This window comes from Pseudomonas sp. BSw22131 (assembly GCF_026810445.1).
In the GTDB taxonomy this organism is placed as follows: Bacteria; Pseudomonadota; Gammaproteobacteria; order Pseudomonadales; family Pseudomonadaceae; genus Aquipseudomonas; species Aquipseudomonas huanghezhanensis.
The window spans coordinates 510,436-532,529 of the sequence record NZ_CP113949.1; the positions used below are offsets into that span (position 1 = coordinate 510,436).

General features: G+C 58.8%; 19 protein-coding genes and 1 pseudogene. 11 read left to right on the forward strand and 9 right to left on the reverse strand.

The genetic code is table 11. From position 1 onward, the window contains the following. Positions 1–3 precede the first annotated feature (3 nt). Positions 4–1,233, reverse strand: coding sequence for a phosphoglycerate dehydrogenase (gene serA, locus OYW20_RS02360; RefSeq protein ID WP_268799136.1), 1,230 nt, complete (start codon positions 1,231–1,233; stop codon positions 4–6). 168 nt (positions 1,234–1,401) lie between these two features. Between serA and OYW20_RS02365 the strand changes: the two genes are divergently transcribed. Next, positions 1,402–2,802: an FAD-binding oxidoreductase gene (locus OYW20_RS02365; RefSeq protein ID WP_268799137.1), complete on the forward strand. Its 1,401-nt coding sequence runs from the start codon at positions 1,402–1,404 to the stop codon at positions 2,800–2,802. 70 nt (positions 2,803–2,872) lie between these two features. Further along, positions 2,873–3,538 (forward strand): fumarylacetoacetate hydrolase family protein, encoded by a 666-nt coding sequence (locus OYW20_RS02370; protein ID WP_268799138.1) that lies wholly within the window; start codon positions 2,873–2,875, stop codon positions 3,536–3,538. Here OYW20_RS02370 and OYW20_RS02375 read toward each other — a convergent pair. Next, positions 3,508–3,714 carry a hypothetical protein gene (locus OYW20_RS02375; RefSeq protein WP_268799139.1) on the reverse strand — a complete coding sequence of 69 codons (207 nt, stop codon included), beginning with the start codon at positions 3,712–3,714 and terminating at the stop codon, positions 3,508–3,510. The genes OYW20_RS02370 and OYW20_RS02375 overlap by 31 nt on opposite strands. Here OYW20_RS02375 and OYW20_RS02380 point away from each other — a divergent pair. Both OYW20_RS02380 and OYW20_RS02385 read left to right on the forward strand, forming a co-directional pair. Beyond that, entirely contained in the window at positions 3,707–4,630 is a 924-nt protein-coding gene (locus OYW20_RS02380) for an SdiA-regulated domain-containing protein (protein WP_268799140.1), read from the forward strand. The two genes, OYW20_RS02375 and OYW20_RS02380, sit on opposite strands and share 8 nt — an antisense overlap. An 81-nt stretch (positions 4,631–4,711) precedes the next feature. Continuing rightward, positions 4,712–5,620 carry an SdiA-regulated domain-containing protein gene (locus tag OYW20_RS02385; protein ID WP_268799141.1) on the forward strand — a complete coding sequence of 303 codons (909 nt, stop codon included), beginning with the start codon at positions 4,712–4,714 and terminating at the stop codon, positions 5,618–5,620. A gap of 122 nt (positions 5,621–5,742) precedes the next feature. On the opposite strand, the gene rpiA is transcribed toward OYW20_RS02385, so the two are convergent. Next, positions 5,743–6,414, reverse strand: a complete 672-nt coding sequence (gene rpiA, locus OYW20_RS02390) for a ribose-5-phosphate isomerase RpiA (protein ID WP_268799142.1) — start codon at positions 6,412–6,414, stop codon at positions 5,743–5,745. Positions 6,415–6,666: 252 nt separating this feature from the next. On the opposite strand from rpiA, the pseudogene ilvA reads away from it, so the two are divergent. Together ilvA and OYW20_RS02400 are read left to right on the forward strand one after the other, a co-directional pair. Next, a pseudogene (ilvA, locus tag OYW20_RS02395) lies at positions 6,667–8,179 on the forward strand (threonine ammonia-lyase, biosynthetic). Positions 8,180–8,322: 143 nt separating this feature from the next. After that, entirely contained in the window at positions 8,323–8,751 is a 429-nt protein-coding gene (locus OYW20_RS02400) for a DUF2269 family protein (protein ID WP_268799143.1), read from the forward strand. Between the two features lie 122 nt (positions 8,752–8,873). Here the strand turns inward: OYW20_RS02400 and OYW20_RS02405 are convergent, their stop codons facing one another. After that, entirely contained in the window at positions 8,874–9,530 is a 657-nt protein-coding gene (locus OYW20_RS02405; RefSeq protein WP_268799144.1) for a histidinol-phosphatase, read from the reverse strand. Between the two features lie 165 nt (positions 9,531–9,695). On the opposite strand from OYW20_RS02405, the gene OYW20_RS02410 reads away from it, so the two are divergent. Together OYW20_RS02410 and ptsP are read left to right on the forward strand one after the other, a co-directional pair. Beyond that, positions 9,696–10,175 (forward strand): RNA pyrophosphohydrolase, encoded by a 480-nt coding sequence (locus OYW20_RS02410; protein WP_268799145.1) that lies wholly within the window; start codon positions 9,696–9,698, stop codon positions 10,173–10,175. A 21-nt stretch (positions 10,176–10,196) separates the two neighbouring features. Continuing rightward, positions 10,197–12,476: a phosphoenolpyruvate--protein phosphotransferase gene (gene ptsP, locus OYW20_RS02415; protein ID WP_268799146.1), complete on the forward strand. Its 2,280-nt coding sequence runs from the start codon at positions 10,197–10,199 to the stop codon at positions 12,474–12,476. A gap of 93 nt (positions 12,477–12,569) precedes the next feature. Here the strand turns inward: ptsP and OYW20_RS02420 are convergent, their stop codons facing one another. After that, positions 12,570–13,316 carry an NRDE family protein gene (locus tag OYW20_RS02420; protein WP_268799147.1) on the reverse strand — a complete coding sequence of 249 codons (747 nt, stop codon included), beginning with the start codon at positions 13,314–13,316 and terminating at the stop codon, positions 12,570–12,572. 128 nt (positions 13,317–13,444) lie between these two features. Between OYW20_RS02420 and lgt the strand changes: the two genes are divergently transcribed. Both lgt and OYW20_RS02430 read left to right on the forward strand, forming a co-directional pair. After that, positions 13,445–14,257, forward strand: a complete 813-nt coding sequence (gene lgt / locus OYW20_RS02425) for a prolipoprotein diacylglyceryl transferase (protein WP_268799148.1) — start codon at positions 13,445–13,447, stop codon at positions 14,255–14,257. A 70-nt stretch (positions 14,258–14,327) separates the two neighbouring features. Further along, positions 14,328–15,161 carry a thymidylate synthase gene (locus OYW20_RS02430; protein WP_268799149.1) on the forward strand — a complete coding sequence of 278 codons (834 nt, stop codon included), beginning with the start codon at positions 14,328–14,330 and terminating at the stop codon, positions 15,159–15,161. Positions 15,162–15,262: 101 nt separating this feature from the next. Here the strand turns inward: OYW20_RS02430 and cadR are convergent, their stop codons facing one another. Continuing rightward, positions 15,263–15,721: a Cd(II)/Pb(II)-responsive transcriptional regulator gene (cadR, locus tag OYW20_RS02435; RefSeq protein ID WP_268799150.1), complete on the reverse strand. Its 459-nt coding sequence runs from the start codon at positions 15,719–15,721 to the stop codon at positions 15,263–15,265. A gap of 82 nt (positions 15,722–15,803) precedes the next feature. On the opposite strand from cadR, the gene OYW20_RS02440 reads away from it, so the two are divergent. Further along, the gene (locus OYW20_RS02440; protein WP_268799151.1) at positions 15,804–18,134 is read left to right on the forward strand and encodes a heavy metal translocating P-type ATPase; all 2,331 of its coding nucleotides are present in this window, start codon (positions 15,804–15,806) and stop codon (positions 18,132–18,134) included. Between the two features lie 234 nt (positions 18,135–18,368). Here OYW20_RS02440 and hutG read toward each other — a convergent pair whose 3' ends face one another. The 3 genes from hutG to OYW20_RS02455 form a co-directional block, all read right to left on the reverse strand. Beyond that, positions 18,369–19,175, reverse strand: coding sequence for an N-formylglutamate deformylase (gene hutG, locus OYW20_RS02445; RefSeq protein ID WP_268799152.1), 807 nt, complete (start codon positions 19,173–19,175; stop codon positions 18,369–18,371). 21 nt (positions 19,176–19,196) lie between these two features. Then, entirely contained in the window at positions 19,197–20,402 is a 1,206-nt protein-coding gene (gene hutI / locus OYW20_RS02450; protein ID WP_268799153.1) for an imidazolonepropionase, read from the reverse strand. 123 nt (positions 20,403–20,525) lie between these two features. After that, the gene (locus OYW20_RS02455; RefSeq protein WP_268799154.1) at positions 20,526–21,920 is read right to left on the reverse strand and encodes an amino acid permease; all 1,395 of its coding nucleotides are present in this window, start codon (positions 21,918–21,920) and stop codon (positions 20,526–20,528) included. Positions 21,921–22,094 lie beyond the last annotated feature (174 nt).

Consider the following 22,094-nt stretch of genomic DNA (forward strand, 5'->3'; position numbering starts at 1 on the left):
GGACTAGAACAGAACGCGGCTGCGGATGGTGCCTTTGATGTGCTGCAGTTTTTGTTGCGCCAGGTCGGAGTAATCGGCGTCGACGTCGATCACCACATAACCGACTTTCTCGTTGGTCTGCAGGAACTGACCGGAGATGTTGATACCGTTTTCGGCGAAGACCTTGTTGATCTCGCTCATCACACCCGGAATGTTCTCGTGGATGTGCAGCAGACGGTGCTTGCCAGGGTGCGCCGGCAGGGCCACCTCCGGGAAGTTGACCGAGGATACCGACGTACCGTTGTCGCTGTACTTGACCAGCTTCTCTGCCACTTCCAGGCCGATGTTGGCTTGGGCTTCAGCCGTCGAACCGCCGATGTGCGGGGTCAGGATCACATTGTCCAGGCCACGCAGCGGGCTTTCGAAGATGTCGTCGTTGGAGCGAGGCTCGATCGGGAACACGTCGATGGCGGCGCCGATCAGGTGTTTGTCCTTGATTGCGTCGGCCAGAGCATCGAGATCCACCACGGTGCCGCGTGCGGCGTTGATCAGGATCGCGCCTTTTTTCATGGCGCGGATTTCTTTCTCGCCAATCATCATCTGAGTGGACGGCAGCTCAGGTACGTGCAGGGAGACGATGTCGGCCATACCCAGCAGATCGTTCAGGGTCGGAACCTGTGTCGCGTTGCCCAACGGAAGCTTGGTCAACGGATCGAAGAAGAACACCTGCATGCCCAGGCCTTCAGCCAGCACTGACAGCTGGGTTCCGATCGAACCGTAGCCGATGATGCCGAGTTTCTTGCCGCGGATTTCGAACGAATTAGCCGCGCTCTTGATCCAGCCGCCACGGTGGCAGGAGGCGTTCTTCTCCGGGATGCCGCGCAGCAACAGGATCGCTTCGGCCAGCACCAGCTCCGCCACCGAACGGGTGTTGGAGTAGGGCGCGTTGAACACCGCGATGCCGCGTTGGCGGGCAGCGTTCAGATCAACCTGGTTGGTGCCGATGCAGAAGCAACCTACGGCGACCAGCTTCCTGGCGCTGTCGAACAGCTCTTCAGTCAATTGCGTGCGGGAACGGATGCCGATGAAGTGGGCGTCGGCGATCTTTTCCTTGAGCTCGGCTTCCGGCAGAGACTTGGTGTGGTACTCGATGCTGGTATAACCGGCAGCCTTGAGGACGTCGACAGCCGATTGATGGACGCCTTCGAGAAGAAGGAACTTGATCTTGCTCTTGTCGAGGGAAGTCTTGCTCATCTGCGTAAACCTGTGTCCCGGGGAAAAATGGCAGGAAAGTGAAGCGCTCGCACATCGGGCGTGGGCTCGATTGGCGGGGGGCGTATGCTAGCATACGCACCCCGCGAAACCCCATTCCTGGACGTGAGCCGTTCTCAGGATGACCATGAATTGTTCGAGAGTTCTGTGATGAACCATCCTGCCCTGATTGATGAGCTGAAGACCCTGGTTGAGCCTGGCAAAGTGCTCACTGACGCCGACTCCCTTGAGGCTTACGGCAAGGACTGGACCAAACATTTCGCCCCTGCACCGACTGCCATCGTATTCCCCAAGACCATTGAGCAGGTTCAGGCCATCGTGCGCTGGGCCAACGAGCGCAATGTTGCGCTGGTGCCGTCGGGCGGCCGCACCGGGCTCTCCGCCGCAGCGGTCGCGGCCAACGGCGAAGTGGTCGTCAACTTCGATTACATGAATCAGGTGCTGGAACTCAACCTCACCGACCGCACCGCGCGGTGCCAGCCCGGCGTGATCACCAAACAATTGCAAAACCTTGCTGAAGAAAACGGCCTGTATTACCCGGTGGATTTCGCGTCGTCGGGTTCAAGCAACATCGGCGGCAATATCGGCACCAATGCCGGCGGGATCAAGGTCATTCGCTACGGCATGACGCGCAACTGGGTCGCGGGCATGAAAGTCGTCACCGGCAAAGGCGACCTTCTTGAGCTGAACAAGGATTTGATCAAAAACGCCACAGGCTACGACATGCGTCAGTTGTTCATCGGCGCCGAAGGCACGCTGGGCTTCGTGGTTGAAGCCACCATGCGCCTAGACCGTGCTCCGAAAAACCTGACTGCCATGGTCCTCGGGACCAGCGATTTCGATGCAATCATGCCGGTGCTGCATGCATTCCAGAGCAAGGTTGACCTGACCGCCTTCGAATTTTTCTCCGACAAAGCACTGGCCAAAGTCATGGCCCGGGGTGACGTGCCGTCGCCGTTCGAAACCGACTGCCCCTTCTACGCACTGCTGGAATTCGAAGCCACCAGCGAAGACATCGCCAACGATGCGCTCGCGACCTTCGAACATTGTGTCGAGCAAGGCTGGGTGCTGGATGGCGTGATGAGCCAGAGCGAACAGCAACTGCACAACCTGTGGAAGCTGCGCGAATACATCTCCGAGACCATCTCGCACTTCACGCCCTACAAAAACGATATCTCGGTGACAGTCTCCAAAGTCCCAGCGTTTCTGGCTGAAGTCGATGCTATCGTCGGCGAGCACTACCCTGATTTCGAAATCGTATGGTTCGGCCACATCGGCGACGGCAACCTGCACCTGAATATCCTCAAGCCGGAAAACCTCAGCAAGGACGAGTTCTTTGCCAAGTGCGCAACGGTCAACAAGTGGGTGTTCGAGATCGTGCAGAAGTACAACGGCTCAATCTCCGCCGAGCATGGCGTGGGCATGACGAAACGCGATTACCTGACGTACAGTCGTTCCCCGGTCGAGATCGAATACATGAAGGCCGTCAAAACGGTGTTCGACCCCAACGGCATCATGAATCCCGGCAAAATCTTCGCGGTTGAGTCCTGATCGTCTTTATAGCCAAGCCGGCGTCGATCACAGCACGCAGACACTTTCCAGCCAGGTCACAGGAGCGCCCATGAGCTACCAGCACAAGTATGTCGATGGAACGGGGATTCATTTTCCGTTGGGTAAAGTGGTTTGCATCGGCCGCAATTACGCCGAGCACGCCAAGGAACTGGATAACCCGATCCCTGCCGAGCCCCTGCTGTTCATCAAGCCGGGCAGTTGCGTGGTACCGATTGAAGGCGGCTTCAGCATTCCGACCGACCGTGGCTCGGTTCACTACGAGGCTGAAATCGTGGTGCTGATCGGCAAGCCGCTGAGCAAAAAACCTGACCGCGAAGAAGTGCTGGACGCGATCAGCGGCTTTGCGCCGGGTCTGGACCTGACGTTGCGTGACGTGCAATCGAAGCTCAAGGAAAAAGGCTTGCCGTGGGAATTGGCAAAATCCTTCGACGGCGCGGCGGTCGTTGCGCCATTCGTGTCGCCGGATGCGTTTGCTGACCTGACCGACATCCCGATCCGCCTGACCATCAACGGTGAAGTGCGCCAGGACGGCAACAGCAGCCTGATGCTTAACCCGATTGTGCCGATCATCCAGCACATCGCTTCGCACTTTTCGTTGCAGGCCGGGGATCTGATCATGACCGGTACACCCGCAGGCGTTGGGCCGTTTAGCGTCGGCGACCAGATCGTGCTGGAGTTGCCGGGTTACAGCAGCTTCGAAAGCGACGTTCGCTGATCCATGCTCTGTTGATGAAAGCCGCCTGGCGCAACACATGCAGGCGGCTTTTTTTGTGCCTGAAGAATCGCCACGCAATTGGCGTTTTTTTCACAGTTGATCTGGATAATCCGCGCCGACTGCTGATTCATGGCTTGGTGCCAATGACCTCTTTTCAGGAACGCTTTGATGGCCACTCATGCTGATCCACTGGGTAAATCCAAACGCCGATTGCCGCGCGTGCGCTGGTATGGGTGGCTGATTTTACTGCTCATCATCGGCTATGGCCTCGCTTTCGCGTTCCATTGGGATGATCGGGGCCGCCTGTGGCTGCGCGAGCAAAGCGTCACCCCGGCCGAGCACGCTGCAAGTATTTGGCTGCCGGACTACGTCGTTGATATCGATGCGAAGCCCCTCGTGGGGATGGAAGAAGACGAAGCGTCGGACCTGTCCTACAACCCTGTCACCAAGACGCTGTTTTCGGTGATGGGCAAGAATGCGTTCTTGTCCGAGCTCAAGCTCAACGGAGACGTGATCCGCAAAATCCCGCTGGTCGGCTGGAGCAACCCGGAAGGCGTGGCGGTGCTGGAAAACGGTTTGATTGCCATTGTTGATGAGCGTCAGCACTTGATGACGATTGTCACGGTGACGCCTGACACCAAAACCCTGAATATCGCTGACTTCCCCAAGTATGACCTTGGCCCTTCGAAGAACCAGAACAAGGCGTTTGAAGGCGTTGCCTGGGACGCGAAAAACCAGCGAATCTGGCTCGGCGAGGAGCGTCCGCCGGCGCTGTTCACCTGGAGCAGTGACGGCAGTAGCGTGCTCAAAGGGGACAAGCAAAAGCTGGTCAATAACAACATCGATCTGCGCAATCTGTCAGCGCTGTACTCGGACCAGCGAACAGGCCATCTTCTGGTGCTTTCGGCCGAATCACACATGTTGCTGGAGCTGGACGAGAAGGGCGAGCAGGTCAGCTTCATGACCCTGTTGCACGGCCTCAATGGCCTTGGCGCGACTATCCCAAGGGCAGAAGGCGTGACGATGGATGAAGCAGGTACGCTTTACATCGTCAGTGAGCCGAACCTGTTTTATACGTTCAAGAAGAAGTAAGCGCATGTTGCCAATCTGATTTAAGACTGACTTCAGATTGGCATGCTATTAAAGTGCCTTCTTTTTTGCCGGGTTCCATAAATGCGTCGCCTTCCTTTTGCCAAGCCTTTGTTGGCTTTCCTGGTTTTCATGCTTGTCGTTGCATCGTTTTTCATAGGGCGTGAATACCGGGTCGTCGAGCGTCTCTGGTTCAACTGGCATGTGTTCTGGCAATCCGATGACACGGCGAGCCTGGGCTTGAGCGATTATCAGGTGGCGATCGAAGGCAAGGTGATCGACGGGCTGGACGATAACGTTTCGGCCCTGAGTTACGATCCTGACCGTAAAACCTTGTTCACCGTCACCAACAAAAACAGCGAGCTCGCCGAGCTGAGCCTTGATGGGCGGGTTATCCGACGTATTCCTTTGACCGGTTTCGGCGATGCAGAGGCCATTGAGTACATCAGCCCCGGTGTTTATGTGATCAGTGATGAGCACAGCCAGAGCCTGTTCAAGGTCCATGTCGACGCCGACACGTTGTTCCTCGATGCCCATGATTCTCAGCAGCTCACGCTGGGTATCGATGCGGGCGGAAACAATGGTTTCGAAGGGCTGGCCTACGACACGAAGGGGCAACGGCTGTTTGTCGCCAAAGAGCGCAAGCCGGTGCAGATCATCGAGATTCGCGGGTTTCCACGGGTCAGTGATGACACGCCCAACGTACTGGAAGTGACCACAGACAAGGCGCGTAACGCCGGATTGTTTGTGCGCGACCTGTCCAGTTTGCAGTTCGATGAGCGAAGCGGGCACCTGTTGGCGTTGTCGGATGAGTCGCGGCAGATCCTTGAGCTCGACACCACCGGCAGACCCGTGGCCAACGCGTCGCTGAGCAAAGGCAGCATGGGGCTCGCCCGCAACGTGCCACAGGCGGAAGGCATCGCAATGAGCGATGACGGCACGTTGTATCTGGTGAGCGAGCCGAACCTGTTTTATGTGTTCAAGAAGCCGTGAGGCGAGAGTGTTATCGCCTGAGTGACGCAATGCTCTGTAGCCAACTTGTTGGCGAAGCAGCTGACCGGGTGTGTCAGTTATCACGTCTCGCGAACGAGTTCGCTCCTACAGATGGCGTGTCATTAGCGGTTCAGGGTTTTCACGCCTTCTTGCGTGCCCAAAAGCAGTAAATCCGCCGGACGTGCAGCGAACAGGCCGTTAGTCACTACGCCGACTATGTTGTTGATCTGCGCTTCAAGCTCCGACGGGTTGGTGATGTTCATGTTGTGAACATCGAGAATGATGTTGCCGTTGTCGGTCAGTACACCGTCGCGGTACACCGGATCACCGCCCAGTTTTACCAATTGGCGTGCGACGTGGCTGCGCGCCATTGGAATCACCTCGACCGGCAGCGGGAAGCCACCCAGCACAGGTACCAGCTTGCTGCCGTCGGCGATACAGATGAACGTTTTGGCGACTGCGGCCACGATCTTCTCCCGGGTCAGGGCCGCGCCACCGCCTTTGATCAGGTTCAGGTGCTCGTCACTTTCGTCGGCGCCGTCAATGTAAAACTCAAGATCGCTGACCGTGTTGAGTTCATACACCGGAATGCCATGGGCCTTGAGGCGAGCGGCGGTGGCCTCGGAGCTGGCGACCGCGCCATCGAACGCGCCCTTGTGTTGAGCCAGTGCGTCGATGAAGCAATTGGCGGTGGAGCCGGTGCCGACGCCGACGACACTTTTGTCGTCAAGTTTGGGGAGTATGAAGTCGACAGCGGCTTGGGCCACGGCCTGTTTGAGTTGATCCTGGGTCATGCGGGTGGGCTCCGGTTTGAATGTCTCCCTGTAGGAGCGCGCTTGCCCGCGAAAGCGTTCTGTCAGTCACGGTTAAGTCGTCTGACACCACGCCATCGAGGGCAAGCGCGCTCCTTCAAGGCGGTAGTGATGCGCTGAGGGCCGGGATTATAGCGACATGACGCTGGCAAAACCCGGTCATTCGTGTGGTCGTCAGTTGGAGTGCGGGGTAGACTTCCCGGCCTTGCCCTTTTCGCCAGTGATGCCTCTGCGATGCTCGAACACTACGTCAAGAAAATCCTCACCTCCCGCGTGTATGACGTCGCCGTGGAAACCCCGCTGCACGGCGCGCGCCGGTTGTCCGAGCGCCTTGGCAATCAGGTGCTGCTCAAGCGCGAAGACTTGCAGCCGGTGTTCTCGTTCAAGATTCGCGGCGCGTACAACAAGCTCGCGCAACTGAGCCCGGAAGATCTCGCGTGCGGCGTGGTCACGGCCTCGGCAGGCAATCACGCGCAAGGCCTGGCGCTCGCCGCCAAGACCCTTGGCGTCAAAGCCACCATCGTCATGCCCAAGACCACCCCGGAGATCAAGGTCGAAGGCGTACGCTCCCGAGGCGGCATTGTCGTGCTCCACGGCGACTCTTTCCCGAGGCGCTGGCGTATTCCCTGAAGCTGGTTGAGGAAAAAGGCTACGTCTACGTTCACCCGTACGACGACCCGGACACCATCGCCGGGCAAGGCACGGTGGCGATGGAAATATTGCGTCAGCACCCGGGGCCACTGGATGCGATCTTCGTACCTGTCGGAGGCGGCGGTTTGATCGCCGGCATCGCGGCGTACGTCAAATACCTGCGCCCTGAAATCAAAGTCATCGGCGTCGAGCCGGACGATTCCAATTGCCTGCAACAAGCCATGGCCTATGGCGAGCGCGTGGTGTTGCAGCAAGTCGGGTTGTTCGCGGACGGCGTCGCGGTGGCGCAGATCGGCAAGCACACGTTCGACATCTGCCAGCATTACGTCGATGAAGTAATCACCGTCAGCACCGATGAAATCTGCGCCGCGATCAAGGACATCTACGACGATACCCGCTCGATCACCGAGCCTTCCGGCGCGCTGGGTGTGGCCGGGATCAAAAGTACACCGAACAATACGGCGTGACCGGGCAGACGTTCGTGGCGATTGATTCCGGTGCCAACGTCAACTTCGACCGCTTGCGCCATGTGGCCGAGCGTGCCGAACTGGGCGAAGGCCGCGAAGCAGTGATCGCCGTGACCATCCCCGAGAAACCGGGCAGCTTCAAAGCGTTTTGCGAAGCCATCGGCAAACGCCAGATCACTGAGTTCAACTACCGCTACCACACCGACCGCGAGGCGCACATCTTCGTTGGCGTGCAGACCCATCCCGAGACCGACCCGCGCAAAGCGCTGATCTCAAGCCTCACCGAGCAGGGTTTTCCGGTGCTGGACCTGACCGACAACGAACTGGCCAAGCTGCATTTGCGGCACATGGTCGGCGGGCATTCGGAGCGGGTCAGCGATGAGGTGGTGTTCCGCTTCGAGTTCCCGGAGCGGCCCGGCGCGCTGTTCAACTTTCTTAACAAGCTGGGCGGTCAGTGGAATATTTCGATGTTCCACTACCGCAACCATGGCGCGGCAGATGGGCGGGTAGTGGCCGGGTTGGTGGTGCCAGAGGATGAGCGGCATCTGGTGCCGGCGGCGCTGGCGGAGATTGGGTATCCGTATTGGGATGAAACCCATAACCCTGCGTACAAGCTGTTTCTGGGCTGATGCAAAACCTGTAGCAGCCAACTTGTTGGCGAGGCGATGGTGCGGTGTATCAGGTCGGCCGTCTCGCGAACAAGTTCGCTCCTACAGAGAAACGACAGCTCACTGCTACTCTGAATTCATGCACCAATGGGAACACTCCGAACATGGAACACTTCGCTGCACTGAAAATCCTGCACACGGTCACCACGGCGCTGTTATTCATCAGTGCGCTGGCATTGACCGTCTGGATGATTCGCGGGCGCAGGGCCGGCGATCTCACAGTGCAGAATCGCGCGATGCAGCGCCCGTGGGCGTTCGTCTGGTTGCTGATGGGCATTTGCTTGCTGACATTGCCGGTCAGCGGCTGGTGGCTGGTGCACTACGCGGGTTGGCCGCTGGGGCAGACCTGGTTGCTAAGCGCCAGCGTGTTGTATGTATTCGGTGCGTTGAGCTGGGCCTGGCTGGCTGTGCGTGTGAATCGTCTGCACCGCCCGGTGCTTGTCGGTAATCCGAAATTCACCTTGGCACTGGCGATCTTCAGTGCGGTGTGTTTTGTGGCGATTGCCGGATTGATGGGCGCCAAGCCGGTTTAACGGTTTTGATTGATCAATTGTTATCGCGAGCAATCTCCCTCCAACAATGATTTCTATGTGCGAAATATCCATTGTGGGAGGGGGCTTGCTCGCGATGGCGTCAGACCTGACGACACATCACTTCAATCACGCAGCGAAATCACCGGCCAGCCGCGGATTGCTGCCTCAGCTCGCAGATTCTCATCAGGGTTGACCGCCACCGCATGCGTGACTTTTTCCAGCAACGGCAGGTCGTTCATCGAGTCGCTGTAGAAGTAGCTGTCCTCCAGGCTGAAATCATTGTCCAGCAGCCAGGTATTCAGGCGCGTCACTTTGCCCTCACGGAAACACGGCACGCCGGTGGTTTTACCGGTATGGCGGCCGTCGATGATTTCGCATTCAGTTGCGAGCAACGTCTCGATCCCCAGTCGCTCAACGATAGGTGCCGTTACGAAGCGATTGGTCGCCGTAATCACTACCAGCTTGTCGCCAGCGTCGCGGTGTTTGGCAATCAGCGCCATCGCTTTGGGTAAAACCATGGGTTCGACGCAGTCGCGCATGAACTCGCGGTGCCATTCGTCGAGTTGCTCGGGAGCTGTGCGGCCCAGAATCTCCAGGCTGAAATTCAGGTAGTCGGTCAGGTTCAGTGTCCCGGCCAGATAGTCCTGATAGAACGCGTCGTTTTTTGCTTTGTAAGCAGCACCGTCAAGGATGCCGCGCTTGCACAGGTAATCGCCCCAGGCGTGGTCGCTGTCGCCACCGAGAAGCGTGTTGTCGAGGTCGAATAGAGCCAGGCGCATACGGTTACTCGCTGAAATGACTAAAAAAAGAGCCCAAGAATACGAGGTTTTTTTGCCTCGCTGCATCTATTACTGCAGTTGTGCCAATAAGCTGCCTGCGCCTCGTTGCTGCCTTCACGATCTTTGTGGAACAATGCGCCGACATGCGTTTGCGAGGTTGTAGCCGTGATCGACCCCGATGGTTTCCGCCCTAATGTCGGGATAATTCTGACGAATGATGTAGGCCAGGTCCTATGGGCTCGGCGTATCAACCAAGATGCCTGGCAGTTTCCGCAAGGGGGGATCAACCCTCAAGAGACGCCGGAAGACGCGCTCTACCGTGAATTGAACGAAGAAGTCGGGCTAGAACGGCATGATGTTGAAATTCTTGCCTGCACCCGGGGCTGGTTGCGCTATCGTCTGCCGCAACGTCTGGTCCGCACCCACAGCCAACCGCTGTGTATCGGTCAGAAGCAAAAATGGTTTCTCCTGCGCCTGATCTCTAACGAGCAGCGGGTGCGGATGGATTTGACCGGTAAACCGGAGTTCGATGGCTGGCGCTGGGTCAGCTATTGGTATCCGTTGGGCCAGGTGGTGACATTCAAGCGCGAAGTGTATCGACGCGCACTCAAAGAGCTTGCCCCGCGCCTGTTGGCGCGCGACTGACACGGAGTTCGACCCCGAGCCATGCTCAATACGCTGCGCAAGATCGTCCAGGAAGTTAACTCCGCCAAGGATCTCAAGGCGGCGTTGGGGATTATTGTGTTACGCGTCAAAGAGGCCATGAGCAGCCAGGTCTGCTCTGTCTATCTGCTGGACACGGAATCCAATCGATTCGTGCTGATGGCCACCGAGGGCCTCAACAAGCGCTCCATCGGCAAAGTCAGCATGGCGCCCAATGAAGGCCTCGTTGGCCTGGTCGGCACCCGTGAAGAGCCACTCAATCTCGAGAACGCTGCTGATCACCCTCGTTATCGCTACTTTGCTGAAACCGGTGAAGAACGATACGCGTCTTTCCTAGGCGCCCCGATCATCCACCACCGCCGCGTGGTCGGGGTGTTGGTGATCCAGCAAAAGGAACGCCGCCAGTTCGATGAAGGGGAAGAAGCTTTCCTCGTGACCATGAGCGCGCAACTCGCTGGGGTTATCGCCCACGCTGAAGCCACTGGCTCGATTCGCGGCTTGGGTCGTCAGGGCAAGGGCATTCAGGAAGCCAAGTTCGTGGGTGTGCCGGGTTCGCCAGGTGCCGCGGTGGGCATGGCGGTGGTGATGTTGCCCCCTGCGGACCTCGAAGTCGTCCCTGATAAAACCGTGACCGACATCCAAGCCGAGCTCAAACTGTTCAATACCGCTCTGGAAGGCGTTCGCAGCGACATGCGTACCCTTTCGGCGAAGTTGGCTACCCAGTTGCGCCCGGAAGAGCGCGCGCTGTTCGATGTTTACCTGATGATGCTCGACGATGCCTCGCTCGGCAGCGAAGTCACCAACGTGATCAAGACCGGCCAATGGGCGCAAGGCGCGTTGCGTTCGGTCGTCAATGAGCACGTAAAACGCTTCGAGCTGATGGACGATGCCTACCTGCGTGAACGCGCTTCAGACGTCAAAGATCTCGGGCGCCGCTTGCTCGCTTACCTTCAGGAAGCCCGCCAGCAGACGCTGGTCTACCCCGACAACACCATTCTGGTGAGTGAAGAGCTGACCCCTGCCATGCTCGGCGAAGTGCCGGAAGGCAAGCTGGTGGGTCTGATTTCGGTACTGGGTTCGGGCAACTCTCACGTTGCGATTCTGGCGCGTGCCATGGGCATTCCCACGGTCATGGGCGTGGTCGATCTGCCTTATTCGAAGGTCGATGGCATTCAACTGATCGTCGACGGCTACCACGGTGAGGTCTACACCAACCCGAGCGAAATCCTGCGCAAACAGTATTCGATCGTGGTCGAGGAAGAGCGCCAGCTGTCTCAGGGGCTGGAATCGCTGCGCGAGTTGCCATGCGTCACGCTCGATGGCCACCGGATGCCGTTGTGGGTGAATACCGGTTTGCTGGCAGACGTCGCCCGCGCCCAGCAGCGTGGCGCCGAAGGTGTCGGGTTGTACCGCACCGAAGTGCCGTTCATGATTCAGCAGCGTTTCCCCAGTGAAAAAGAGCAGTTGGCGATCTATCGCGAACAGCTTGCCGCCTTCCATCCGCTGCCAGTGACCATGCGGACGCTGGACATCGGCGGTGACAAGGCACTGTCGTATTTCCCGATCAAAGAAGACAACCCGTTCCTGGGCTGGCGCGGGATTCGCGTCACGCTCGACCATCCGGAAATTTTCCTGGTGCAGACCCGGGCGATGCTCAAGGCCAGCGAAGGCTTGAACAACCTGCGAATTTTGCTGCCGATGATTTCAGGGACGCATGAAACCGAAGAGGCATTGCACCTGATTCACCGTGCCTGGGGCGAGGTGCGCGACGAAGGCACTGACGTACCGATGCCACCGGTTGGGGTCATGATCGAGGTGCCTGCGGCGGTGTATCAGACCCGTGAGCTGGCGCGGCAGGTGGACTTTCTGTCGGTAGGCTCCAACGACCTGACTCAGTACCTGCTGGCGGTTGATCGAAATAACCCGCGGGTGGCCGATCTCTACGACTATCTACACCCGGCGGTCCTGCAGGCACTGCAGAATGTGGTCCGCGACGCCCACGCCGAGGGTAAGCCGGTCAGTATTTGCGGTGAAATGGCGGGTGATCCAGCGGCTGCAGTGCTGTTGATGGCAATGGGTTTCGACAGCCTGTCGATGAACGCCACCAACTTGCCAAAGGTGAAGTGGATGCTGCGCCAGATCAACCTGAGCAAAGCCAAAGAACTGCTCGCGCAGTTGATGACCAACGACAACCCGCAAGTAATCAACAGCTCGCTGCAGTTAGCGCTGAAGAACCTTGGGTTGTCGCGGATGATCAATCCGGGGTCCGTCAAAGGCCACTGATACTGATATCTGCAATAGCGCGCTTGCTCCGCGATGGCGGTGAGTCAGACGAATCTCTCGCTGATACAAAGCCATCGCGGGGCAAGCTCGCCCTTACAGATTGACCTCAACTTCCCCCAACCGCCCGCCGTAAGGCCCGAAGCTGCGCTCAGTAATCTGTCGACGGCCATCTGCATTGACGATCAGCACAGTGCTGGCCCGTGTGCCGTAAGCGGGACTGGCGATAAATACGCTCGACAGCAGCGTTTCGGTGACCAGACCCAAGCCTGTATCTGGCAGTTCTGCCTCCGGCGCCGGGTCCGGATCAGCCAGAAAATCAAACAGCTGCGCTGGCTGTGGGTCCTGCAGCTGAGCGGACAGCGCTTTTTTGGCCTTGACCAGCTTGGGCCATGGCGTATCGAGCCCTGCGTTGGACACGCCGTAAATGCCCTCGCTCAACTGTCGCGGTGTCGGGTCGGTGGCGCTTATAAAGTGCAGCGTCTGGCGATTGCCAACCAGGAAATTGAACCCGCCGTATTCCCCTGTGCGTCCTTCGACCTCCAGCAAATACTCTTCAATCGGCATCGAACCGGTCAAAAAATGAGCAACCAGCTCACCTCGTGAGCGTCTGCCCAGCGGTTGGCCCGGATCACGGATGTTGGTCAGCGCAGCGAAGCGTCCATCCGCGTTAATACCCAGCCAGGTACCACCTGCTTCAAGGTCACGTCCTGCATAGACACGGGGCGCATCCTCCCAAGCGGCAAGCGGTAGCGTGGGGCGCGCGTAAAACTCATCACGATTGGCGGCCAGTACCAACGGTTGTTGATGGGAGGGGCGCCAGGCGAACACGATCAAGCACATGCAGGACTCCTTTTTGCTGCACTTTACGCACACATCGCACGTACATCCATCGCACGCCGGTAGAGCACAGCGTCATGCTTCCGGTAACATGCCGGACTGATTTTGGACGTTCCAATTAAGGAGTCGTAATGCTGCCTTACCCGCAGATTGACCCGGTAGCGGTAGCCATCGGCCCACTGCAAATTCACTGGTACGGTCTGATGTACCTGATCGGCATTGGGAGCGCGTGGTTTATTGCCTCTCGCCGGCTGGACCGCTTTGACCCGACGTGGACCAAGGAAAAGCTTTCGGACATGATCTTCTGGCTCGCGATGGGCGTCATTGTCGGCGGGCGATTGGGTTACGTGCTGTTTTACGATCTGCCCAACTACATCGCCAATCCGCTACTGATCTTCGAAGTGTGGAAAGGCGGCATGGCGTTCCACGGTGGGTTCGTCGGTGTAATGATCGCCGCCTATTGGTTCGGCAAGCGCAACGGCAAATCCTTCTTCCAGCTCATGGACTTCATCGCGCCAATGGTGCCGATCGGGCTGGGTGCCGGACGCATCGGCAACTTCATCAACGCCGAGCTGTGGGGCAAGCCGACTGACTTGCCATGGGCCATGATTTTTCCGCCGTTCAGCGATCCCGCCCAGTTGCCGCGTCACCCGTCGCAGCTGTATCAGTTCGCGCTGGAAGGCGTTGCGTTGTTCCTGATCCTTTACTTCTACTCGCGCAAGCCGCGCCCGACCATGGCCGTTTCCGGCATGTTCGCGTTTTTCTACGGGCTTTTCCGGTTTATCGTCGAGTTCGTCCGGGTTCCGGATGCGCAACTGGGTTATCTGGCGTGGGGTTGGCTGACCATGGGCCAGATACTCAGCCTGCCGATGATCATCGGTGGCCTGGTGTTGATCTGGCTTGCTTACCGCCGGGCGCCTGCGTCGAGCAACGCAACCGTCTGACGATACGACAGTACTTGAAGGGCCGGGCGATGCTGCCCGGCGACTTACCGATACAGAGAGGCCTTTGGGCATGAAGCAATACCTTGAACTGCTGCAGGACGTCATCGATAACGGTACGCGCAAGGGCGATCGCACCGGCACCGGCACGACTGCGGTGTTCGGTCGCCAGTTTCGTCATAACCTGGCCGACGGTTTTCCGCTGCTGACCACCAAAAAGCTGCACTTCAAAAGCATCGCCAACGAGCTGATCTGGATGCTCAGTGGCAACACCAATACAAAATGGCTCAATGAAAACGGCGTGACCATCTGGGATGAATGGGCGACCGAGGAGGGTGATCTTGGCCCTGTCTATGGTGCGCAGTGGACCGGCTGGCCAACCAAGGATGGCGGCAAGATCAATCAGATCGACTACATGGTCGACTGCCTGAAGAACAACCCCAACAGCCGCCGGATTCTGTTCCACGGCTGGAACACTGAATACCTGCCGGACGAGAAGCTTTCTCCACAGGAGAACGTGAAGGCCGGGCGTCAGGCGCTTGCAGTGTGCCATTTGCTCTATCAGGCGTATGTCGCGGACGGGAAGCTGTCGATGCAGTTGTACATCCGCAGCTCGGATGTATTTTTGGGGCTGCCCTACAACACCGCAGCCCTGGCGCTGTTGACGCACATGCTGGCGCAGCAGTGCGATCTGATCCCGCACGAGATCATCGTCAGCCTGGGCGATACGCATGCTTACGCTAACCACGCCGAGCAGATCGCGACGCAACTGACGCGTACTCCAAAGAAGCTGCCGACGCTGAAAATCAATCGTCGTCCCGAGAGCATTTACGACTACCGATTCGAAGATTTCGAGATAGTCGGTTACGACGCCGACCCGAGCATTAAAGCGCCCGTGGCCGTCTGATCCCCGTCAGTATAGGAGCCAACTTGCTGGCGAGGCGTCGTCAGCCAGGTTGAATCAGACCCGACGCCTCGCGAATGAAGCACTCCTGCACGGCATTGAAATCAGTGTCCGTGGCTACGGCCAACGTGGGAGTGCTCTAAATCTGCTGTCACCACGCTGCCGCTGACCTCTAGTCGATCCAGAATCCCGCAGTGATCCGGGGCGCCTTCGCTGCAGCGTTGACGCAGATCCACCAGTTGCTTCTGCAATGCCTGGAGGCTGGCGACGCGTGCGTGGACGTGTTGAATGTGATCGTCGATCAATGCGTTGACGCTTTCGCACTGACCTTGCGGGCTGTCGCGCAGGGTCAACAGGCTGCGTATCTCATCGAGTGTCATGTCCAGGCTGCGGCAATTGCGGATGAAGGTCAGGCGCTCGACGTGTTCCTGTTTGTACAACCGGTAATTGCCTTGACTGCGGGCGGGCGCACCTAGCAGCGTCTCACGCTCGTAATAACGGATGGTTTCCACGGGACAGTCAGTGAGTTTTGCCAGATCGCCGATCTTGTAGGACGCGCTCATGTCGTGAATCTCATTTGGGTGCTTGACCCTATAGTGGCTACAGGGTGTTCACTTGGCAACAAGCACCTCAAGAGACTCTTCAATGAGTGACTCAGCACACAAACCAACGCCTCACAATCACGCTGCGCACAATCATGCCGACCATGACCATGACCATGACCATGACCATGACCATGACCATGACCATGACCATGGCGCTGCGCCGACTCCTCAGCCTGGCAAGTTCACGCCTGTGCATAAGCACGATGCTCATTCCTGCTGCTCGCACGACACCGACGCGCCTGCGGTAGTGACCTTTGGCGCCCAGTCGGCGACCGGCGGCCAACTGAGCAGCTTCCGCATCGAGGCCATGGACTGCCCGACCGAGCAGACCTTGATCCAGAACAAACTGGGCAAGATGGCAGGGATTCAGAAGCTTGAATTCAATCTGATCAATCGCGTCCTGGGTGTTTGGCACGAACTGCCCTCCACCGACCCTATCCGTGAGGCCATTGGCTCGCTGGGGATGCAGGCTGACCTGATCGACAAGGGCGCCGACAACGAAACCGCTTCGCTGCCACCCGCGAAAAAACCGTGGTGGCCGCTGGCATTGTCCGGCGTCGCAGCACTGGCGTCGGAGGTCATCCATTTCACCAACGCTGCGCCGACCTGGGTGGTGGCAGTGATCGCGCTGGTGGCGATCTTCAGCGGCGGCCTTACCACCTACAAAAAGGGCTGGATCGCCCTCAAGAACTTCAACCTCAACATCAATGCGTTGATGAGCATCGCGGTGACGGGTGCGGTGTTGATTGGTCAGTGGCCGGAAGCGGCGATGGTCATGTTTCTGTTTACGGTGGCGGAACTGATCGAAGCCAAGTCCCTGGACCGGGCGCGCAATGCGATTGGCGGATTGATGCAACTGACGCCCGATACGGCGACGGTTCAGCACAATGGCCAGTGGGTTGAGGTCGACGCCAGGCAGATCGAGCTGGGCGCAGTGGTGCGGGTCAAGCCAGGCGAGCGGATTGGTCTGGACGGCGAAGTCGTTTCCGGCAGCTCCAGCGTCGATCAGGCGCCGATCACAGGTGAAAGCCTGCCAGTCGAGAAAACCATCGGTGACAAAGTCTTCGCCGGCACCATCAACCAGGCGGGTGCGCTGGAATTCAAGGTAACCGCCGCGGCGAATAACTCGACGCTGGCGCGCATTATTCATGCGGTCGAAGCCGCGCAAGGTGCGCGCGCGCCGACGCAGCGGTTCGTCGACAGTTTTTCGAAGATCTACACCCCGGCCGTATTCGTCCTGGCGTTGGCAATTGCGATCATCCCGCCGTTGTTCATGGGCGCTTTGTGGTTCGACTGGATCTATCGTGCGCTGGTATTGCTGGTCGTCGCTTGCCCGTGTGCGCTGGTGATTTCCACGCCAGTGACCATCGTCAGCGGTCTGGCTGCAGCCGCGCGCAAAGGCATTTTGATCAAAGGCGGCGTGTACCTGGAGATGGGGTACAAGCTCGACGTTATCGCGTTGGACAAGACAGGCACGATTACCCACGGCAAGCCGGTGCAGACCGACTACGTGCTGCTCGATGAGGCTTTCGGCGATAAGGCACAGGCTGTTTCGATCAGCTTGGCAGCACGCTCCGATCACCCGGTTTCACTGGCGATTGCCAAGGCGTCGCAACCTGAATCGCACCTTGAAGTTCGGGATTTTGAGGCGCTGGGCGGACGAGGCGTCAAAGGTGAAGTCGACGGTCGCGTGTATCACTTGGGCAACCACCGCTTGGTCCACGAATCGGGTCTGTGTTCACCGGAGCTTGAGGCCAGCCTCGAGGCGCTGGAAGTGCAGGGAAAAACCGTGGTTTTGTTGTTCGACCAGACCGGCCCGCTTGCCCTGTTTGCTGTGGCCGACACGGTCAAAGACAGCAGCCGCCAGGCAATTGCCCAGTTGCACGAGATGGGCATCAAAACCCTGATGCTCACCGGCGACAACCCACACACCGCCAAGGCCATTGCTGAGCAGGTTGGGATTGATCAGGCGCAGGGCAACTTGCTGCCAGCCGACAAGTTGGCAGCCATTGAAGGGCTGTACGCAAAGAACCATCGAGTGGGCATGGTTGGCGATGGCATCAACGACGCGCCTGCGCTGGCTCGCTCGGAAATCGGTTTCGCCATGGCCGCAGCCGGTACCGACACCGCCATCGAAACCGCCGACGTGGCGCTGATGGATGACGACCTGCGCAAGATTCCGGCGTTTATCCAGCTGTCACGCCAGACATCTCGCATCCTCAAGCAAAACATCGCCCTGGCGCTGGTGATAAAACTCATCTTCCTGGTCGTGACCTTCGCCGGCATGGCAACGATGTGGATGGCCGTGTTCGCCGACATGGGCGTGAGTTTGCTGGTTGTGTTCAATGGGTTGAGGTTGTTGAGGAAGTAGGCGGCTGTCGCTGTTTTTCAGCGGCCCGAGCTGCTTTTGTGGGAGGGGAGCTTGCTCGCGAAGCGGTCTATCAGAGACCAAGCCGGTGTCTGACACACTGCCATCGCGAAGTAAGCTGCCCTCTATCAAACCGATACGTCGTCGATTAAGGGCACGGTAATTTTGCTTCTGCCCGAAGGGCGTGGGAGCTCGGCTTGTCGGCGATGGGCTGCGCAGTAGCCCTGAATGAGCGGATTACTTCCCGTACTTCTCCCGTCCCCACTCAATCATCGCCTGCAACAGCGCCTTCAATACCACCCGCGTCGGATCGGCGAGGTCTGGGCGGTAGTGGAAGGGCACGAACTCATCCATATAAGTGCTCTGCGTCAGTTCCAGTTGCACCGCATGGATGTGGTTGGCCGGGTTGCCGTAATGGCGGGTGATGTGGCCACCCTTGAAGCGTCCGTTCAGCACATGGCTGTAGTGGTCACCCGCTTCGGCGCATGTCGCTTCGAGCTTGCGGGCGAGGGTTTCATCACAACTGGTGCCATTGAACGTGCCGAGGTTGAAATCCGACAGGAGGCCGTCGAACAGATGGGGAATGTGGCCGCGGATCGAGTGTGCATCGAACAGCAGCGCGTAGCCGAATTCGTCGCGTAACCGCTCAAGCTCTTGCTGCAGCGTGTCGTGGTAAGGCGTCCAGATGTGCTCCAGATACGTTGCGCGCTCTGCTTTGCTCGGTGCCAGCCCTTCGTGGAACAACGGATCACCTTCGAACAGCGTGGCCGGAAATAATCCGGTGGTCGCGCCAGCGTACAACGGTGTGTCGTCGGACGGGCGGTTGAGGTCGATGACGAAGCGCGAATACTCGGCGGCCAATACGCTGGCGCCCATCTCTTGGGCGAAGTCATAGAGGCGCGGGATGTGCCAGTCGGTGTCCGGCAGGCTGAGCGCGTCGACCACCAGCCCGGCTTTGACCGTTTCAGTCAGCTTCAGGCCGGGATGCGGCATGCTGATCAGCAATGGCAGGCTGCCGCGCGTAAAACTCAGAACGTTGTCCACGATGCTCTCCCGAAAAGTCAGTTAGAAAGTGCTTTCGATGCCGTGACGCACGACCCTTTTTTCCAGATCGCCGCCCAGCCAGTAGGCCAGGTCTGCGGGCCGCTCGATGTTCCATGCAACGAAGTCGGCGACCTTGCCGACCTCAAGTGATCCGTGGGTTTCGGCCATGCCCAGCGCCTTGGCCGCATGGATGGTCGCGCCCGCGAGTGCTTCCTCCGGGGTCATGCGGAACAACGTGCAGGCCATGTTCAGCATCAAGCGCAGCGACAGACCTGGCGAAGTGCCGGGGTTCAGGTCGGTGGCGATGGCGATGTTCACTCCGTGTTTACGCAAGGCGTCCATGGGCGGTAGCTGGGTTTCACGCAGAAAGTAAAACGCTCCGGGCAGCAACACGGCCACCGTCCCTGCGGCGCCCATGGCGATCGCGTCTTCCTCGGTCATGAATTCCAGATGGTCCGCTGACAGCGCTTGATAACGCGCCGCCAGGCTTGAGCCGTGCAGCGACGACAATTGCTCGGCGTGCAGCTTGACCGGCAAACCCAGTTGGCCAGCCGTGATGAACACCTGTTCTACCTGATCGGTCGAGAAGGCCAGGTATTCGCAGAACGCGTCCACCGCATCCACCAGGCCTTCAGCGGCCAGCGCTGGCAGCATTTCGCCGCAGATGTGGTTGATGTAATCGTCGGCGCGGTCTTTGTATTCAGGGGGCAGGGCGTGAGCGGCGAGGCAGGTCGCCCGCACGGTTACGGGCAGATGCTCACCAAGACGGCGTGCGACGCGCAGCATCTTGCGTTCGTTTTCCAGATCCAGGCCGTAGCCGGACTTGATCTCGACCGTGGTCACGCCGTCCTTGAGCAAGTGCTTCAGGCGTCGCTCGGCGCTGGTGTACAACTGGTCTTCACTGGCGGCCCGGGTGGCACGCACGGTGCTGGCAATACCGCCGCCTGCCGCTGCAATCTCGGCGTAGCTCACCCCTTGCAGCCGCTGTTCGAACTCTCCGCTGCGGTTGCCACCGAACACAGTGTGCGTATGGCAGTCGATCAGCCCTGGCGTTACCCACATGCCGTTCAGGTCAACGGTCTGCACATCGCCTTGAGGGGGCATTTCGGTGCGCGTGCCGATCCAGGAAATGTGCGCGCCTTCGGTCACGATGGCGGCGTCCTCGATGATCGAGTATTGGCCGTGCGCCATGCTCGCGACGTGACAGTGCTGCCAGAGCGTTTTCATCGATTGCCTCCAGATAGCGATTTAGTCCCTGTGGGAGTTAGCTTGCTCGCGACGCGCTGTACCAGTGACATGTCTGTCGTCTGACACACTGCTATCGCGAGCAAGCTCCCTCCCACAGGTAAATCATGAGCGGTGCGATTCAAGTTGGGTCGAGTCCTGCCTGGGCCTGACCCACACGTAATACGCGATCACCAACAACACGATCCAGATCGCGCCGACAATCAGCGCTGCCTGCGTATCCGGGAACCAGCCCAGCACGCCGAATACGAACAGCATGAACGCGGTTGCCACGACCGGCGCTACCGGCCAGAACGGCACCGGGAATTTCAGTTCGGCGGCCTGCTCGGTGGTCATCGAACGGCGCATTGCGATTTGCGTCAGCAGGATCATCAGCCATACCCAGACAGTGGCGAACGTCGCGATGGAGGCGATCAGCAGAAAGACGTTTTCCGGGATCAGGTAGTTGAGCACCACGCCGCACAGCAACGCTGCGCCCATCACCACGACTGTCATCCACGGCACGCCGTTGGCTGAAAGCTGCGCGAACCCCTTGGGGGCCTGACCCTGTATCGCCAGGCCATACATCATGCGGCCGGCGCCAAAAATGTCGCTGTTGATGGCGGAAATCGCCGCCGAGATGACCACGATGTTAAGCACAGTCGCCGCTGAACCGATCCCCAGGTGATCGAAGATCTGGACGAACGGGCTGCCTTCGTTGCCGATCTGCTGCCACGGGTACAACGACATCAGCACGAACAGCGTCAGCACGTAGAACAGCAGGATTCGCAGTGGCACGGCGTTGATCGCGCGCGGAATTACCTTCTGTGGTTCTTTGGCTTCGCCTGCCGTGACGCCGATGATTTCAATGCCGCCGAAGGCAAACATCACCACCGCCAGCGACGCGACCATGCCACCGACGCCGTTGGGCATGAACCCACCGTGGGTCCAGAGGTTGCTGACACTGGCAGCGCCATCCACCGATGCCGAGCCGAAGCCGAATAATAGAATGCCGAAGCCTGCGAGGATCATCGCGACGATTGCCCCGACTTTGAGCAACGACAGCCAGAACTCGGTTTCACCGAAGACTTTGACGCTGCACAGGTTCAGCGCGCCAATGAAAAATATGATGCTCAGCACCCAGATCCAGCGCGGCACGTCGGGGAACCAGAAGCCCATGTAGATCCCGAAGGCGGTGACGTCCGCCAGGCAGACGATGATCATCTCGAACGCGTAGGTCCAGCCCAGCACAAAGCCTGCGAGCGGGCCAAGCCAGGTACTGGCGTACTCGCCGAATGAGCCTGAAACCGGGTTGTGTACCGCCATTTCCCCCAGCGCGCGCATGACCATGTATACCGCTGCGCCGCCGATGAGGTAGACCAGCAGCACCGCAGGCCCCGCCATTTTGATGGCCTCGGCCGAGCCGTAGAACAGCCCTGTGCCGATGGCCGAACCGAGCGCCATGAAACGTATATGGCGTGCGGTCAATCCGCGTTTTAGGGCGGTGTGTTGCGTAGTCATTTCGCGTTCCTTGATGTTCTGATGCGCTGAAATGATGTGGGTCCGGAGCGCAAGCTCTATAGGAGCGCGCTTGCCCGCGAATACGTCGGCACATACAACATCTATGTCGCCTGACACGTTACCTTTCGCGGGCAAGCGCGCTCCTGCAGGGGAGTGATCCATCTCCCACTCATT

Coding starts and splice junctions, on each gene's coding strand:
- serA (WP_268799136.1), bottom strand. CDS start 1,233: ATGAGCAAGACTTCCCTCGACAAGAGCAAGATCAAGTTCCTTCTTCTC.
- OYW20_RS02365 (WP_268799137.1), top strand. CDS start 1,402: ATGAACCATCCTGCCCTGATTGATGAGCTGAAGACCCTGGTTGAGCCT.
- OYW20_RS02370 (WP_268799138.1), top strand. CDS start 2,873: ATGAGCTACCAGCACAAGTATGTCGATGGAACGGGGATTCATTTTCCG.
- OYW20_RS02380 (WP_268799140.1), top strand. CDS start 3,707: ATGGCCACTCATGCTGATCCACTGGGTAAATCCAAACGCCGATTGCCG.
- OYW20_RS02385 (WP_268799141.1), top strand. CDS start 4,712: ATGCGTCGCCTTCCTTTTGCCAAGCCTTTGTTGGCTTTCCTGGTTTTC.
- rpiA (WP_268799142.1), bottom strand. CDS start 6,414: ATGACCCAGGATCAACTCAAACAGGCCGTGGCCCAAGCCGCTGTCGAC.
- OYW20_RS02400 (WP_268799143.1), top strand. CDS start 8,323: ATGGAACACTTCGCTGCACTGAAAATCCTGCACACGGTCACCACGGCG.
- OYW20_RS02405 (WP_268799144.1), bottom strand. CDS start 9,530: ATGCGCCTGGCTCTATTCGACCTCGACAACACGCTTCTCGGTGGCGAC.
- ptsP (WP_268799146.1), top strand. CDS start 10,197: ATGCTCAATACGCTGCGCAAGATCGTCCAGGAAGTTAACTCCGCCAAG.
- OYW20_RS02420 (WP_268799147.1), bottom strand. CDS start 13,316: ATGTGCTTGATCGTGTTCGCCTGGCGCCCCTCCCATCAACAACCGTTG.
- lgt (WP_268799148.1), top strand. CDS start 13,445: ATGCTGCCTTACCCGCAGATTGACCCGGTAGCGGTAGCCATCGGCCCA.
- OYW20_RS02430 (WP_268799149.1), top strand. CDS start 14,328: ATGAAGCAATACCTTGAACTGCTGCAGGACGTCATCGATAACGGTACG.
- cadR (WP_268799150.1), bottom strand. CDS start 15,721: ATGAGCGCGTCCTACAAGATCGGCGATCTGGCAAAACTCACTGACTGT.
- OYW20_RS02440 (WP_268799151.1), top strand. CDS start 15,804: ATGAGTGACTCAGCACACAAACCAACGCCTCACAATCACGCTGCGCAC.
- hutI (WP_268799153.1), bottom strand. CDS start 20,402: ATGAAAACGCTCTGGCAGCACTGTCACGTCGCGAGCATGGCGCACGGC.
- OYW20_RS02455 (WP_268799154.1), bottom strand. CDS start 21,920: ATGACTACGCAACACACCGCCCTAAAACGCGGATTGACCGCACGCCAT.